The sequence below is a fragment of the Trueperaceae bacterium genome, from assembly GCA_002707365.1.
Taxonomy (GTDB): domain Bacteria; phylum Deinococcota; class Deinococci; order Deinococcales; family Trueperaceae; genus UBA6957.
Map to the genome: position 1 here is coordinate 14,272 of PAMQ01000015.1, position 15,740 is coordinate 30,011.

Here is a 15,740-nt window from a genome sequence, read left to right on the forward strand (position 1 = left end):
TTGCACAAACAACTACATCTTAGGAGTATACGCTGTACAGCCTCAGCCTTTGTTCGATTCTCCTCTCCCAGAACGAAAGATATTTAAGGTCTGGGTTAAAGTTTCCTTTAGAGTTACCTCAGAAGAGAGCGTTGGCTTGCTAGGAATAAACACCGAAAATACCGTACCTTCACCGACTTTAGATTCAACGGCTACCTCACCATTATGCTGCTGAACTATCCACTTAACTATCGCTAGTCCTAGGCCACTACCCTTACCTCGGCCTGAACGCGACCCATCAACTCGATAAAAACGATCAAAAAGATGGGGAATAGCGTTATCAGGGATTCCAGGACCATCATCTAAAACCTTGAGATTGACTCCGCGATTCGAATCTACAACCAAAATTTCAATTTTAGTCGCCCCAGCATTAATCGCGTTCTGAACAAGGTTGAGAACAACCTGTTTAAGCCTACCTGGGTCACCCATTATCTCTATCCTAGGCTTCGAAGCATCAATTGAAATCTCAGTACTTCCAGCTACGGCAGCAACATCCATATGTACTGCCTCAACTACATCGATGAGGTCCACCATTTCATGCTCAACTGAGAACCCAGCATCGGCTCGTGCGAGTTCTAGCAAATCATTTACCAACTTAGCCATTCTCTCGCCTTCCCGACGAATCACTGTCAGAGAATCCACCTGATCCGACTTAGGGCTGGTCCTGCGAAGCAAGTAATTCGTGTGACCGACAATGGCAGTAACTGGGGTACGTAACTCGTGGCTAGCGTCAGCTGTGAATCTTCTCTGCGTCTCGAAGGACTCCTGAAGTCGATCTAGCATACGATTCACAGAATCAGCTAATTCCTTCATTTCATCACTAGAGTTTGGTACCGGCACGCGCTGGGTGAGGTCTTTACCGGTAACTCGCGATGAAGCCCGAGTTACCAGTTGTACCGGACTCAATACCTGGTGTGAAAGAATCCATACTCCAGCGGCAAAAATGAGGAAGGCAAGCAGAATTGTAAGGAGAAGATTATTAGCTAATTGCGACAAAGTTGCCGCAACCGAATCAGCTGGAATACCAATATAGAGGGTAGCAGGATATGTTGTCTCACGTTGCATAAACCGTAAGCGGCCTACCCCGCGGTCAGCTAGAACAAACAAGGTTTCTCCGCTTTCCAAAACGACACGGGTGCTCACAGAACCTTCGTCGAACAGTTCATCCAAAGAACTCTCCCCTAACAGGCTTGGTAGGTCGTCTTTTGTAGGGTTAGTTCGGGAAACATTCTGAAATTCACTGTACCGAAGACCCTCGATTAGCTCAACCGACGTTTTCGGGACATCTAATAGGTAAAGTACGATTTCATAGTACGCATCACCTGGAAGTCTACTTAGTCCTTGATCGATATTTCCTTCTCTCAGATCATGAAGGGCTTGACGCCCTTGTTCTTCTAGTGATGCGGTGAGAGAACGCTCAGTAAGAACATACACAACCACTGCAACAAGTATCAAGATCACGGCAAAGAACGCGGAATAAAAAAAAGTCAACCGCGAACGCAGGGACATTTACTCTTCCCGCAAAACGTAACCGACACCACGAACGGTGTGAATTAACCTCCGCTCGGCTTCTCCCTCAAGTTTACGGCGCAGGTAACCAATATATACATCAACTACGTTACTACCACCGGTGTATTCTGGCCACACCTTCTCCTCAATTTCAAAGCGATTGAAAACTTTCCCGGGATTTCTAGCCAAAAGTTCTAAAAGTTCAAATTCCTTAGCAGAAAGGTCAATCCTACGCCCATCCCGGAAACTCTCCCTACCATCAAGATTCATAACAAGATCGGCAACACGAACATCACCGGTAACAGCCGGATTGACTCGCCTTAGGTGAGCACGGACCCGCGCAAGCAATTCCTCAATCGAAAAAGGCTTAACTAAATAGTCATCAGCCCCTGAATCAAGCCCAGTTACCTTATCTTCAACACCATCTTTAGCGGTGAGAATAATAATCGGCGTGTTACTTGTCTTACGAATCCGTCGCGCCACTTCGAGGCCATTCAATACGGGAAGCATTAAATCTAGCACTACCAAATCAGGATTTAGTTCCCGAAACTTAGAAAGGCCTGTTACCCCGTCATAAGTCACAATGGTCGAATAATTTTCTGCTTGGAATTCAAGATCAATAAACTTAGCGATCTCCTTCTCATCCTCAACGATAAGTATTTGAGGTCTTCTATCCATATTGAGAATTATGACCGATTACCGTATGAGAGGTATGTAGCTCACAACATTACTCGCAGAACTCACGAACATCTCCCCTCAGACAAGAAAGGGTAGAATGGCCTTGACCACAGCACTAAAGCCTTGCCTTAGGAGGCTAACCTTGAGTGAACGCGTAGCGGTATTTGTCGACGGAAGCAATCTTTATAACGGAATGCGGGAAAATCTTGGTAACACCCGCGTAAACTTAGAGGAATTAATATCTCAGCTGAGCCGCGGGCGCCAAATAATTCGCACCTATTATTACAACGCACCTCTCACAGAAGATTATGACTCTGAGTTGCGTGACGGACAAACGCGCTTCTTTGAATCACTACGGCGCATCCCTTATGTCACCGTAAGGTTAGGACGCCTGCATAAGCGCACTGACGGTACCTTCGTAGAAAAGGGTATCGATGTTGCATTGACTGTTGAAGCTCTCAGTCTGGCATACGAAGACTCATTTGATGTTGCAATACTAGTCTCTGGTGATGGGGACTACATTGAGTTAGTTGAGGCCGTTAAACGCCGAGGCAAGCACGTTGAATGCACTATGTTTAAGAGTCAATCTGCGGGCCTCTTAGTAGAATATGCTGACCTGTTTCAGCCACTCGACGAACTAGACTGGGCCAAGATTTTGTTCTAAATTAAATCTGTTCTAAATCCATACACACATTACTTTCGGAATTTTCCATAATTTAGGGACACACTCTGCAGAGATTACGTTCAACTTTCCGCGACTACTACCTCTTTGACAAGTTCTGAAAGTCGCTCTTCATTAATGACTTGGACACCCAGGTCTTGAGCCTTTCTTAGCTTTGAACCTGGATCTTTCCCTATCACCAGGTAGTCAGTTTTGGAACTCACAGCCGAGGCTACACGAGCACCAAGAGTCTCAAGTTCAGCTTTCACCGAGTTTCTAGGCAACTGCAGGGCACCAGTCAGGACAAAAGTCTTACCAGTTAAATGCCCTAAAGCAGATTTAGAAGTTGTAGTAGTTGGACGTATACCTTTCTCTTCTAGATTATCTAAAAGATTTACGAAACCCTCGTGGCGGAATGTCTCAGCAACCCGCCTCCCAATAATTTCTCCTATATCTGGCACCGAAGATAATTGCTCTTCCGTGGCCGAGCGCAACTCTGCTAAATCCCCGAAAGAATTCGCTAATCGCTCAGCCTTGCGCCCTCCGACGTGAGGCAACCCAAGGGCTACCAACCACCGAGACAAAGGTGCTTGTTTAGCAATTTCTAACTCAGCAACAAGCTTATTTACAGAAATCTCCCCGAAACCAGGTAAATTTGATATTTTTTCAGGATCCAAATTAAACAAATCGGGTATTATCTTGACAAAACCTTCTTTAATCAAGAGCTCGATGGTCTTTGGGCCTAGTCCCTCTATATCTAGCGCAGTCCTAGAAACCATGTGCCGTAAGCGCTCCCTGAGTTGGGCAGGACATTCAGGATTTATACACAAGAGGTTGGCGCCTTCCTGGGACAAAACGCCGTCACATAAAGGACATTCTTCTGGAAATGCATACGGGATTGAATTAACTGATCTTTCAGCTAACACCACCCCAATAACCTCCGGAATAATTCCTCCAGCCTTACGCACTGTCACTCGATCACCAAGTCGTAAGTCCCGATCTGAAATAAAAGTACGGTTATGCAAGGTAGCCCTTGAAACAGTAGTTCCTTCTAACTGGACCGGAGATAATTCTGCAACCGGCGTTACCTTACCAGTCCGACCAACTTGTAGAGAAATTTCCAAAAGAGTGCTTTTCGTCTCTTTTGCTGGAAACTTGTATGCAATAGCCCAACGCGGCGATCTCGCGGTAGTCCCAACCTCATCTTGAAGGCTAAATTGATTAACCTTTATAACAACGCCATCAACTTCGTAAGGAAGGCTATCCCTATTGAACAACCATTCTTCCATTACCGGGAAAAAGCCTTCCAGACCCGAAAGGCGCTCACGTTCCTCATTGACTCTGAATCCCGCATCTTGTAGCCACAGCAATAGGTCCCACTGCGTTTTAGAACCTGTCAAACCTGGTTCACCCACAGAGTAGAAAAAGGCCTGTAAATTACGACTTTTAGGAATACTTGGGTCAATGTGGCGCACAGTGCCTGAAGCAGCGTTTCTTGGATTCCTAAACGGCTCAAGTTCCTGACTGACTCGATCTAAATTGATCCTCGAAAATTCCTCTCGACTAAGATACACCTCACCCCGTACCTCGATATTTAGTGAATCTCGTAATCGATGAGGAATCCCCTCAATGTGACGCAGATTTTCAGTGACCTTTTCACCAGCCGTACCGTTGCCACGAGTTGCCGCCCAGGCTAGTTCACCATCACTGTAGTACAAATTCACTGAGAGGCCATCTATCTTTGGTTCAGCAACATATTCGATCAGCTTTTCGGAAGCTAAGGTCCGGTAGATTCTAGCCTCAAAGTCATTAAGGGCTGTTTGGTCAAACGCGTTGCCGAGTGAATACATTGGTGTCGGATGGATCACTGTCGCGAAACTAGATTGAGGTTGATCTCCAACTTTCTGAGTCGGAGATTCCTCGTCAACTAAATGTGGATAGGTAGCCTCTAAGTCAATTAATTCCTGCATCAGTCCGTCGTATTCAAAATCGGTTAGGGTCGGAGACTGTTCAACGTAATAACTGTGGTTTGCTTGTCGTAGCCTCTGCCGGAGGCTATCTATCTGGTCTGTATCACGTTTACCCACTATGCAATTATAGCCTTGTTATCCGGCTGAGATGGGTATAAAAGTTAGGCGACAATTATACTAATAACTATCCCACTAAACCTACCCCAGTAGAGATGCGCCTAGCAAAACTTAATAGCAAGCATCTGGACTAAAGCAACGTGATATACTCGCAGCTGACAACCATTTTTTTGGAGGAGTTATGCGCAAACTTTTGCTGCTGGTAGCGACGCTTGCATTTGGATCAGCGTTCGCACAGGATTACGTTATGGGCATCGTTTTCGATGCAGGCGGAAAGTTCGATGGATCTTTCAACGAAGGTACGTGGCGGGGAATGGTACAAGCCATCGAGGCCTTAGAGTCTGATTTTGAGATCGAGCTAATTGAATTCGAAGGAACCCCAGATACGTCTGCTGAAGGCCATCGACGCATAGCAGCAGAAGGGGCTGAACTGATAGTCGGTCCTGGCTTTGCTCAAGCTGATGGAATTAGTGCTGCTGCCAGTGAGTTTCCAGATACAAATTGGGTCTTTATTGATGGTTGGCCGTTAGGGGATAATGTTCGCGCTGTAGCATTCAAGGAGCATGAAGGTAGCTTCCTTGTAGGTTACATAGCTGGGACTTTAACGCAAACTGGGGTAGTTGGGTTTGTAGGCGGAATGGATATTCCGCTAATTCGTAAATTCAACCTAGGTTACGAAGAAGGCGTTAAAGCTGCCTGCGAAGGCTGTACCATCGTTAGTAATTACGTTGGAGTTACTCCATCAGCGTGGAATGATCCTGCCCGGGCTAAAGAACTAGCGACAACCCAACGTGCTCAAGGAGCCGATATAATTTACGCAGCTGCAGGAGCTTCTGGCAATGGTGTAATAGACTTCGTCAATGAAAAAATGTGTTACACGCCGTCGGGCTCGCAGCGACTTACTCCGCTAGCGAGCATTTTAGACTCAGCCGAATTCAGCCCTCAATATACTGATGCATGCGGGTCAGACTCAGAACCCCTCTTCTTTATTGGCGTTGATTCAAATCAGAACTTCCGGGGCGACACTGATGGGAACCCGTCAACTCTAAACCACGGTCTTACTAGTATGCTGAAACGAGTAGATGTAGCTGCTGGAAACGCTGTCATGGACATTGTCTCTGGTGAATTTACTGGAGGTTTTCAGGTACTAGGATTAGCGGATAATGGTGTGGGTTATGCCGTTGATGAGTACAACGAAGCATTACTCCCCCAAACATTGATTACCTCTCTAGAACTTATCAGTACTTTAATCATCAGCGGAGAATTAGATGTTACTGACTTCACCGCTCAGTAAATAACCTTCAATTGTAGTTTTCACAATGAAGTAACAACCCGCTAACCAAGCACCACCCTCAGTCAGACTACGACTGAGGGTGGTGCTACAATAGATATTGTAGGGCGGGGCGTCTGATCGCGGCAGACCTAAGATTCTGGTCCGCTGAGGAAAGTCCGGGCTCCATAGGACAGGGTGCCAGCTAACGGCTGGGCGTGTAAGGCGACGGCAAGTGCAACAGAAAGCAAACCGCCGGACCGGAATGCCTTCTGGCTCCGACCCGGTAAGGGTGAAACGGTGCGGTAATAGCGCACCAGTACCAGTGGAGACACAGGTAGCTAGGTAAACCCCACCCGGAGCAAGGTCCGACAGGGCGCGAGGGCTGGTCCGGCTCGATTTAGTCCCCAAAGTGACCGCTCGAGATCTACGGCGACGCAGGTCCCAGACAGATGATCGGACCCCACATTGTGGGTGACAGAACCCGGCTTATAGCCCCACCTGCTACTGGCGATCCTTAAACGGATCGCCAGTATTTTCTAATTTTTTATTCCTATCAAACCAGCCCGACTTTCAATTAGCGACGTTCCGAATTAATTGGGCTTCTCATTGATCGCTATGGAGGCCTGTGGGAAAACCAATACAGTCCTTATTGAGAAACTGGAGAATCAGTGGGGCTTAGTGGGAATATAGGGTATTAATGTGGTATAATAGGGCTAGAAAGGGCAATGAGGAACAAAGTCCTTTTGGAAGGAACTAGCTGTCTGTCTAACCAATTAATGATACTCAAGGCGGACACAGGGAGAATTTAAGTAATGCCGTTTGGTGAGTTTCAATACTCGGTCGATGATAAGGGGCGGGTCATCATCCCACCCCCATTTAGAACCTTTATAGAGGCTGGCTTAGTAATAACTAGAGGAATGGAAGGTTGTCTCTATATCTTCCCAAACACCGCCTGGCAAAGAATCGAAGAACGCCTTACCGACCTTCCTCTGACGGATCCTGACGCACGCAATTTCGTACGATTCTTTTACTCCGGCGCCGCCAAAGCTAAGATCGATACTGCTGGTCGCATCACGATAGCCGGGACCCTTCGCATGTTTGCCGAGGTGAAAGACCAAGTGGTTATCGCAGGCGCACCCAACCGTCTGGAAGTTTGGAATGAGACCCGATGGCTTAACAACTTATCGGAAGTTCAAGAACGCCCCCCCGCACCAGAGCTACTACGTGAGCTTGTCGGATGAATCACACCCCTGTCATGCTGAAAGAGTCAATTGACCTATTAACGATAATTGAAGGGCAGTGGTACGTCGATGGCACATTTGGAGCGGGAGGGCATAGCACAGAAATTCTTAATCGCGGTGGAAGGGTATTAGCTTTAGACAAAGATCCTGCTGCCGCAGACCACGCACAAAGCTTCCAGGGATCTGACTTCCATTTTAAACAAAGTAATTTCCGGGATCTTCCTCATGTCCTGATGACGACTGGTATCACTCGTATCCACGGAGTGCTCCTTGATTTAGGTGTTTCCAGCATGCAACTTAGCCAACCGGAACGAGGGTTTTCTTACCGAAATAATGGTCCCCTCGACATGCGTATGGATCAAATTGGGACCAATGCAGCCGACCTGGTCAACAACGCAACCGAAGCAGAGCTAGCCGAAATTATTTACCGGTACGGAGAAGACCATTACAGTCGACGTATAGCGCGGACAATTGTTAAGGCCCGTTCTATACAACCGATCCAGTCTACGCAAACCCTACGCGAGTTACTCGAGTCCGCATACCCAAATAAAAAGCGAAGGTCCCATCCAGCCCGAAAAACCTTTCAGGCCCTGCGGATAGCTGTTAATGACGAACTTGGAGCTCTCAAAGATGGAATCAGTTCCGCTGGAACTGTACTCTCTGGCGGTGGTCGATTAGTCGTATTAAGTTACCACTCTCTCGAGGATCGAATAATGAAGCGATTCCTCAATCAGAGTCTGGATTTACAAGTTGTAACCAAGCGGCCCATCACACCATCGGCCCATGAAGAATCTTCAAATCCTAGATCCAGAAGCGCCAAATTACGTGCTGGTGAGAAGGTAATAGCGTGAAATTAGCTGAAATACGCTTGGCACTCATATACGGCTTCTTGCTCATATTACTGGCTTACATGGGGACCATTAATCAAAATTTTACGCGAAGGCACGTAACCTCAGTATTAAAGATTCAAAGCCTCTCAGATGCAATTGCACATAGTCGCACTCAAACAGCCACAGTAACGGCACCAGAAGCTGTAATCAGGAGAGCTCAGGCACAAGGAATGATTCCTGCCACCCAAGGTACTGAGATACTTTACGTCTCCCCTAAACCTGCACCTAACTTTCCAATCCCGCAAAGCGGCTTGGAGATGAGGACGGTGTGGCGTTGAAGCCTAGCGCCCAAGAGTTAAAGTTGGCAAGGAAATCTCTGCTCGTCTTTGCCCTAAGCGTCCCCTTATTATTCAGCCTCATTGGATTTGGTCTAATTTTGCAAGGCACCCCAGTTTGGCCGGGTCCTGTCAGCCTGCCCGTACAGCGGGGCCCTATCTTATCAAGCGAAGGAGCTGTACTAGCAGAGGGTTCTGCGGAAGCGCGCCGCTACCCTCAAGGTCGGCTAGCTGCTAATCTTGTAGGTTTCAGTGGAGCACTACAACCCGATGGCCGCTTCGGCCTTGAGGGCTTAGAGTACAGCATGGATGCTCGCCTAGAATCTGGCGAACCGGTGCGCATCACCATAGATCCAGTGATTCAGGCTGCAGCAGAAAGGCATTTGCACGAAGCAGCAGCAAAACACTCTGCTGCTAGTGGTGCAGTAGCAATCATCGAAACCGGCACAGGAAGGATTCTAGCAGCAGCAAGCTTCCCGAGCTTTAATCCAGCTGAAAATCCAGCTGCGTCAGATCAGGATCAACTTGTGAATCGCGTTTTTATGGAAGCTTACGAACCTGGTTCAGTAATGAAACCTTTTGTCATAGCTGCCCTTCTCGAGGATAATCGCCTTTCTATTGAGGAATCTATACCAGCAGCAATGAGTCGCCGGGTAGGTAACAAAACTTTTCGAGATGTGACTTTTCATGAACCCATATTGAGCGTCCAAGACATACTACGGTTCTCCAGCAATACAGGTATGATCAACCTCACCGAAAGATTTGATTCAAACGAGCTTTACCAGTGGTTCGCAAAGTTTGGCTTTGGGCAAGATTTGCGTGTAGAGGGAATGTTCACGCGATCTGGGATTCTTAACCCCTGGGAGAGATGGGTCCCTCAAGATCACGCCTCTGCAACCATAGGCCAATCACTTTCGACGACTGTTTTGCAACTAGCAACCGCCTACAGCATCTTTGCTAATGACGGGATGCTATTCCAACCTAGGCTTCTGGAGGACGCTCAGGTAGACGCACCGCGCCAAGTTTTAACAACCAATGTAGCTAAATCATTACGCTCGATGCTCACTTACACTGTTGAAGAGAGTGGTCTTCGTAATTCACGTGTACCAAATATTCAGGTAGCAGGTAAAACCGGAACAGCGGATATTTTCGATCACGCTGAAGGTCGTTATTTAGAAGACACGTACGCCCTGACTTTCGTAGGCATGTTTCCCGCCGAAGTACCTGAAGTCACTATAGTGGTCTCTTTGCAACGAACACCCGAAGGATCGACAAGTACCACAGTAGCAGGACCTCTTTTCAGAGAAATAGGTACCGAAGTAGCTGCTAGATTAGGAATTAATCCAAGGCCCGAAGTTTTGGCTAAGCAAAGATAGAATGTGAAGATTTTACACACATTACACACTAAGAGTATATTAGGGTTGTGAGTATTTCGAGTTTAGAGGAACTAGAACGGCTACGACCCCGGCCAGGCCCAGCCGTAACAGGAGCTAAATACGACAGTCGGAGGATTACACCAGGTGACGTATTCTTCGCTCTTCCTGGCAAGCACGCCCATGGAATCCAATTTGCCGACGAAGCCCTTGCCAGAGGAGCTACTTTCGTTATATCGGACCAGCCACACCCAACAGGCACAGTTGTCTCTGACCCGGCAACTTATTTACTCAAGCTTGGTCAGCAGTCCCGAAATACTAGAACTGGCGCAGTGATAGGAGTCACCGGTTCTGTAGGAAAAACAACTACCAAAGATTTACTGGCAGCCGCAATATCTGCTTACGCAAGTCCAGGCAACCGAAATACGCCTCTTGCTCATGCGACAGAATTGATTTCAATGGAAGCAAAGCGCATACCGACAAAACCAATCGTTCTGGAACTCGGCATAGACCATATTGGCGAAATGAAAGTCTTGGTAGATTTGGTGCGCCCAACTCATGGAATCATAACTGCCCTTGCAACTGCTCATCTTGATGGCCTGAAAAATCTAGCCACCATCACTGCTGAAAAGACTCTCCTGCTTGAAGCTTCCAGCGATTCTTTTGCAGACATCGAAGCCGCTAAATATTTACCCTCCTCCGTCCGAAAACGCACAACCACATACGGACTTGAAGGAGAAGGGGCGGATTTTGAACCACCATTTTTTATCGATCGTGCAGGCCATCCTGTTCTAAAATTAGGAGCTTCTTATCGTCTACCTGGAATCGGACGTACATTTGCCCGGAACGCGGCTGGAGCTCTTGCAATCGCTAAAGCACTCAACATTCACATAGTTGAAGCAGCAGCAAGAATGGTGCACATGAAACTTAGCCCTAGCAGATTACAAATTATTCGATCTGACAACCTGACCATTATCGATGACAGCTACAACAGTAGTCCAGCTTCCCTTGTAGCCGCCCTCGAAGTTCTTTTGGCCTCCAACAAACCCACAACCGCGGTTCTCGGCGATATGCTTGAACTAGGCACTTCGGCTGATGACCTCCACTGCTCATTCTCGAAGTCTGCCATGACCATTAATCGACTAGTGACTGTAGGCGAGAAGGCAGCCCTCATCGCCCCTAATCACCCAAACGCGATTCGAGCGCTTAATACTGAAGAGGCCATTGAAGTTTTGGCAAACTTGGACCTCAAAGGAACGATTTTAGTCAAAGCCTCACGAGGAATGCACTTTGAGAGAATCATTACAGCCCTGACTAGTACGAAGAGGCGCTCGTGAATTTCTTTATGGGAGTCATTTTTGGCTGGCTGTTAACCGGAATGTTCCTCGCTTTTGCCAGACGCAAGAACTGGGGAAAATCAATCAGAGCTGATGGCCCAAGTACACATGGAACCAAGGCGGGTACTCCCACTATGGGAGGCGTTGCTATCATCGTAACTGCAATAGGCACCTGGGTTGCGATAGGACCGCGGACTCCCGACTCACTAGCACTAGTTTTGCTGATCATTGCTAGTGCTTTTCTAGGCCTAATAGACGACATTGTAGCCCTCAAGAATAAGGGTGACCAAAACCAAGACTTGGGAACAGGCTTGCTTGCTAGATACCGCCTTGGGATACAAATAATGCTCGGTGGTGGATTTGCTATCTACGCTATTTTGGGCGGACACGGCCCATTTGATATCCCGATCTTTGATTGGCTATTACTTACCTTTGTCGTAGTAGGGTCAATTAACGCCTTTAATATGACAGACGGCCTCGACGGGTTAGCGGGCGGGGTTACGGCAATTATTCTCCTACCATTCTTAACCACACCCCTTGGGCCCCCATTATTAGGAGGCATTCTTAGTTTTCTTTGGTTCAATAGTCACCCAGCCCGTGTGTTTATGGGCGGCGTTGGGTCTGAAGCTCTCGGAGCAGCTATCGCAGGAATCGCAATATTAGAGGGAGCAGTGCTATACCTACCACTCATCGCTCTAGTTCCTGTCCTGGAAACCCTTTCGGTAATTGTCCAGGTTTCTTACTTCAGGCTAACTCAAGGGAAAAGGTTATTAAAGATGAGCCCCCTCCATCACCATTTCGAATTAAGCGGTTGGACCGAACAACAGGTGGTGACTAGATTTTGGATAGTGACTGCAATTTGCGTTGGAATTTACTTTTTCCTTAAGGGCATTCCAACGTGAAAGTGCTGATTTACGGTCTTGGTCGTAGTGGTATTGGCGCCGGCCTTCTTGCTGAAGAGCAAGGCCATGAGATCTTTTTCTACGATGAGCAGAAAAGCACCCCAGAAATCGAGATGGCCAAGAATAAGAATTGGGTGAACACAGAGCATATAAACCTAGTGCCTGCAGATATCTGTATTGCTGCTCCTGGAGTGCCATTCGACCACCCTGATCTTGTGAACCTCCGGAGCCGTGGAATAGAAACTATTGGGGAAGTTGAATGGGTCTCTCGCACCGTACAAAAACCAATTATAGGCATCACAGGTACAGCAGGTAAAAGTACAGTTACGGCTTGGACATCTCACATCCTGCGGCGTGCTGGATACGACGCTATTCCAGGAGGAAATTTTGACCCCCCGCTAAGTAAAGCTGCTACACAAGGGAATCTACTGGTTGCCGAGCTATCCTCATTTCAACTTGAACGTTGTCCTACACTCAGGCCAATCGTATCAGCGATACTAAATCTAGGCGTAGACCACATAGACCGCCACGGAAGCATAGAGAATTACCATCTTGCTAAACACTCGGCTGTGAGCAATCTTGGACCAAACGACAACATGGTAATACCCGATGACAACAGTACTCTTGAGAGTTGGGCTAGGACTATCAACACTCGGGTTTGGCGATTTGGAAAATCGCCAAACAGTGATGCGACAATTGCTTGCGGCAAAATAGAAGTATCTGGAAAAGTGATTTGTGAACGAGAACAGCTACTCCTTAAAGAGGCGCACAACCTAAGTAACGCCTTAGCTTCAGCCGTAATCGCTCATGCGTACGGTTTAGCACCCGAAGAAATTACTGAAGGCCTCTGCACTTTTCAAGGCCTGCCAGGAAGATTCCGACACATTGGAACGATTGGTAAAGTCGCTGTTGTTAGCGATTCATACGCAACCCGACCCCTTGCTGTCCACTCAGCTCTTCGTGAATGCACAGCCCCAATAGTGTGGATTGCGGGAGGTACCGATAAAGGATCTGGGTTGGAAGGGCTAGAGGCTCTTGTACGAAACCGAGTAGTTTTGTTTATAGGCGTAGGAGCTTCCGGTGCCAGGCTAACTAAGGAGGTAGGTAAGTGGCTCCCGGCTTTCCATTGTACAGAACGCAGCGGCGAGGCAGCTCTTGAATGTGCACTTAAGCGAGGCTTAAGGCACCTTGAGCAGAACGAGAACGGTGAAGGTACAGTGCTCCTAGCCCCCATGGCATCTTCCTTCGATCAATTCCGCGACTATAAACACCGAGGATCAGTTTTCACTGAGATAACCAGGAGACTAGAGCGCCAATGGATTCGCGATTACTGATCACACAGATTCTCCTTGGAGCCTTCGGCGTCCTTGCCGTGGCTACAGGAAAACCAGAATTAGCTATCGAGCATAGCGTTAGAATCCTCTTGGGTTTGTTTATCTCGATTTTAGTGGGAAGACTCACTGCGAACACCATAGTCCGCTTATCCCCCTACGCCTACCTGTTAACTCTTATTCTTCTTATAGCTGTAGTTATTTGGGGCTCATCGCCGGAAGGAAGCGAAAGTAAGCGCTGGTTAATTATTGGCGGCTTCGGCCTACAGCCGTCAGAATTCATGAAAGTTGTAGTCATTGCTTACCTAGCAGCGTTCTTTTATAACCACCTCGGCAACTGGCAAATTTGGCGACCAATGGTTGTTGTGGGCTTCGCGGCTGGCCTAATCGTGGCCCAACCAGATGTGAGTACAGCAGCATTCATCTTCGCCCTCGCGTTTGCAATCATGCTAGCAGCAGGCACCTCACTTGCACGGTTACTTGCAATTAGTACTTCTGCAGCACTGATTGCGTTAGTCCTTGCCGGCTCCTATCTAAGCCAATTCGAATACATTGGCGATCGCTTTTCTGGGTACATTGACTTTATCACCACCCAGGAAAAATCTGAAAATTTGAGCTTTCAAGCTGTTATGGCCAGACGAACCCTTCAGCGTTCTGGATTTTTTGGAATAGGCCCCGGACATCTCAACCGCGTCCCTGAGTCTTGGACCGACATGGTAGCTATCAATATTGCCCAGTCATTGGGACTTACCGGAATTACGACCCTAATCATACTTTACGTCCTAGTTGCCACTAGAGGCCTCTTTATCGCTTCTCGTTTAAGAGGACCAGGAAGCCTGCTTGCTGCTGGCGCAACAACATATATTTGTGGCCAAGCTGGCCTTAATCTACTTGTTTCTGCTGGACTCATACCAGTTACTGGTATCCCATTGCCCTTCGTCAGTTACGGTTTCAACAGCATGATTTCTGCTTCTATTGCCGTAGGGTTCATCCATAGCGGTTACCGTGCCCTAAAAACGGAGACCAAGCAATGACATCTTCCGTGATCTTCGCGACAGGTGGGACAGGAGGCCATATCTATCCTGCCATCGCAGTGGCTAATGCTGGTCGTGAACGGGGAGAGCAAATTATCTTCCTAGGCCAGCAGGGTGGAATGGAAGAAAACATTACCAGGAATGCAGGGTTCAGGTTCATTGGAGTCCCGGCAGGCAAATGGGACCGCCACAAACCAAACCCCTTACAGGCAATTTCAGCAACGAGAGGAACACTATCAGCCATGAAAGTCGTACGACGAGAGAGGCCCGGACTAATTATGGGTTTCGGTGGATTTGCTAGTTTCCCTGGTTGTGCTTCTGCAACACTACTTAACATACCACTCGTACTCCATGACGGTAACGTGTTCCCAGGTAAAGTCACACGCTGGTTTGCCAGTCGTGCTTGGGCAGTTATCGGGGCTCAGCAGGAGTCTTGTGGGTACTTAACGAAAGCCAAAAGGTTCATCCATATCCCTGAACCAATTCGCGAACACCGAATTCCTAAAAATGAAGCTCGCGATAAACTAGGCTTTCCTCTGTCGGGTATATTGACTCTAATAATGGGTGGTTCTCAAGGATCCGAAACTCTCAACCGCCTAGTACCAGAAGCCTATAAAAAACTCCACCAAAACACTTCTGTATTACACATCACCGGCGCTCACCTGAAACACTGTCTCGATAGCTCTACCTGTAATACCTATAAGACGGTACCCTATGCCGATTCCTCCCTAGCTTGGTCAGCTGCAGATCTTGGAATCACTCGATCGGGGGTAAGTACTCTTGCAGAGGCAGCTTTTCATGGAGTACCTCTTATCATGCTTCCCTTACCCGGATCTGCCAACAATCACCAGTTACTTAATGCCCGAGCAGTTGAAAAAGCCCGCGCAGGAATGGTGCTAGAGGATGAAAATGCCTCCGCACTAGCTCATAACTGGGAGAAAGCACTAAATCCGACAGCTCTTTATGAAGCTTCTAAAGCAGCTCAATCTCGTTCACCAGCAGGAGCTTCCGAACAAATATGGAAGGTAATTGATAAAGCTCGACAAGATACCCCTCCTATGATGCATGAAAGACTAGGTATTTCGTGAAGACACCGAAACATTTCCACTT

General features: G+C 47.7%; 14 protein-coding genes and 1 other RNA gene. 12 read left to right on the forward strand and 3 right to left on the reverse strand.

Annotated elements, in window-relative coordinates:
• Positions 1-42 precede the first annotated feature (42 nt).
• Both CMO31_06985 and CMO31_06990 read right to left on the reverse strand, forming a co-directional pair.
• On the reverse strand, positions 43-1,548 hold the full coding sequence (locus CMO31_06985; protein ID MAZ53746.1) for a hypothetical protein: 1,506 nt from the start codon (positions 1,546-1,548) through the stop codon (positions 43-45).
• Entirely contained in the window at positions 1,549-2,226 is a 678-nt protein-coding gene (locus CMO31_06990; GenBank protein MAZ53747.1) for a DNA-binding response regulator, read from the reverse strand.
• A 97-nt stretch (positions 2,227-2,323) separates the two neighbouring features.
• On the opposite strand from CMO31_06990, the gene CMO31_06995 reads away from it, so the two are divergent.
• Positions 2,324-2,890 carry an NYN domain-containing protein gene (locus CMO31_06995; protein ID MAZ53748.1) on the forward strand — a complete coding sequence of 189 codons (567 nt, stop codon included), beginning with the start codon at positions 2,324-2,326 and terminating at the stop codon, positions 2,888-2,890.
• An 80-nt stretch (positions 2,891-2,970) separates the two neighbouring features.
• Here CMO31_06995 and CMO31_07000 read toward each other — a convergent pair whose 3' ends face one another.
• Positions 2,971-4,977, reverse strand: a complete 2,007-nt coding sequence (locus CMO31_07000) for a DNA ligase (NAD(+)) LigA (GenBank protein ID MAZ53749.1) — start codon at positions 4,975-4,977, stop codon at positions 2,971-2,973.
• Between the two features lie 178 nt (positions 4,978-5,155).
• Between CMO31_07000 and CMO31_07005 the strand changes: the two genes are divergently transcribed.
• From CMO31_07005 to CMO31_07055, 11 genes are all read left to right on the forward strand, one after another.
• A complete protein-coding gene (locus tag CMO31_07005) occupies positions 5,156-6,268 on the forward strand; it encodes a BMP family ABC transporter substrate-binding protein (protein ID MAZ53750.1) in 1,113 nt (370 codons plus the stop codon).
• A 101-nt stretch (positions 6,269-6,369) separates the two neighbouring features.
• Positions 6,370-6,752, forward strand: an RNA gene (rnpB, locus tag CMO31_07010) — RNase P RNA component class A.
• A gap of 307 nt (positions 6,753-7,059) precedes the next feature.
• The gene (locus CMO31_07015) at positions 7,060-7,488 is read left to right on the forward strand and encodes a cell division/cell wall cluster transcriptional repressor MraZ (GenBank protein ID MAZ53751.1); all 429 of its coding nucleotides are present in this window, start codon (positions 7,060-7,062) and stop codon (positions 7,486-7,488) included.
• On the forward strand, positions 7,485-8,339 hold the full coding sequence (locus CMO31_07020) for a 16S rRNA (cytosine(1402)-N(4))-methyltransferase (protein ID MAZ53752.1): 855 nt from the start codon (positions 7,485-7,487) through the stop codon (positions 8,337-8,339). The genes CMO31_07015 and CMO31_07020 overlap by 4 nt, the downstream gene beginning before the upstream one ends.
• Positions 8,336-8,656, forward strand: coding sequence for a hypothetical protein (locus CMO31_07025; protein MAZ53753.1), 321 nt, complete (start codon positions 8,336-8,338; stop codon positions 8,654-8,656). The genes CMO31_07020 and CMO31_07025 overlap by 4 nt, the downstream gene beginning before the upstream one ends.
• On the forward strand, positions 8,647-10,029 hold the full coding sequence (locus CMO31_07030; GenBank protein ID MAZ53754.1) for a hypothetical protein: 1,383 nt from the start codon (positions 8,647-8,649) through the stop codon (positions 10,027-10,029). Before CMO31_07025 ends, CMO31_07030 begins: the two co-directional genes overlap by 10 nt.
• A gap of 38 nt (positions 10,030-10,067) precedes the next feature.
• Complete coding sequence (locus tag CMO31_07035; protein ID MAZ53755.1) at positions 10,068-11,363, forward strand: hypothetical protein; 1,296 nt, start codon at positions 10,068-10,070, stop codon at positions 11,361-11,363.
• Positions 11,364-11,371: 8 nt separating this feature from the next.
• The gene (locus CMO31_07040; GenBank protein MAZ53756.1) at positions 11,372-12,265 is read left to right on the forward strand and encodes a phospho-N-acetylmuramoyl-pentapeptide-transferase; all 894 of its coding nucleotides are present in this window, start codon (positions 11,372-11,374) and stop codon (positions 12,263-12,265) included.
• A complete protein-coding gene (gene murD / locus CMO31_07045; protein ID MAZ53757.1) occupies positions 12,262-13,599 on the forward strand; it encodes a UDP-N-acetylmuramoyl-L-alanine--D-glutamate ligase in 1,338 nt (445 codons plus the stop codon). The genes CMO31_07040 and murD overlap by 4 nt, the downstream gene beginning before the upstream one ends.
• Positions 13,581-14,630 carry a cell division protein FtsW gene (locus CMO31_07050; GenBank protein ID MAZ53758.1) on the forward strand — a complete coding sequence of 350 codons (1,050 nt, stop codon included), beginning with the start codon at positions 13,581-13,583 and terminating at the stop codon, positions 14,628-14,630. The genes murD and CMO31_07050 overlap by 19 nt, the downstream gene beginning before the upstream one ends.
• The gene (locus CMO31_07055) at positions 14,627-15,718 is read left to right on the forward strand and encodes a UDP-N-acetylglucosamine--N-acetylmuramyl-(pentapeptide) pyrophosphoryl-undecaprenol N-acetylglucosamine transferase (GenBank protein MAZ53759.1); all 1,092 of its coding nucleotides are present in this window, start codon (positions 14,627-14,629) and stop codon (positions 15,716-15,718) included. Before CMO31_07050 ends, CMO31_07055 begins: the two co-directional genes overlap by 4 nt.
• Positions 15,719-15,740: the final 22 nt, after the last annotated feature.

What these genes read in the sequence shown, in the direction of transcription:
- CMO31_07020 (MAZ53752.1), top strand. Translation starts at nt 7,485, where the DNA reads ATGAATCACACCCCTGTCATGCTGAAAGAGTCAATTGACCTATTAACG.
- CMO31_07015 (MAZ53751.1), top strand. Translation starts at nt 7,060, where the DNA reads ATGCCGTTTGGTGAGTTTCAATACTCGGTCGATGATAAGGGGCGGGTC.
- CMO31_06985 (MAZ53746.1), bottom strand. Translation starts at nt 1,548, where the DNA reads ATGTCCCTGCGTTCGCGGTTGACTTTTTTTTATTCCGCGTTCTTTGCC.
- CMO31_06990 (MAZ53747.1), bottom strand. Translation starts at nt 2,226, where the DNA reads ATGGATAGAAGACCTCAAATACTTATCGTTGAGGATGAGAAGGAGATC.
- CMO31_07055 (MAZ53759.1), top strand. Translation starts at nt 14,627, where the DNA reads ATGACATCTTCCGTGATCTTCGCGACAGGTGGGACAGGAGGCCATATC.
- CMO31_07050 (MAZ53758.1), top strand. Translation starts at nt 13,581, where the DNA reads ATGGATTCGCGATTACTGATCACACAGATTCTCCTTGGAGCCTTCGGC.
- CMO31_07005 (MAZ53750.1), top strand. Translation starts at nt 5,156, where the DNA reads ATGCGCAAACTTTTGCTGCTGGTAGCGACGCTTGCATTTGGATCAGCG.
- CMO31_06995 (MAZ53748.1), top strand. Translation starts at nt 2,324, where the DNA reads ATGGCCTTGACCACAGCACTAAAGCCTTGCCTTAGGAGGCTAACCTTG.
- CMO31_07040 (MAZ53756.1), top strand. Translation starts at nt 11,372, where the DNA reads ATGGGAGTCATTTTTGGCTGGCTGTTAACCGGAATGTTCCTCGCTTTT.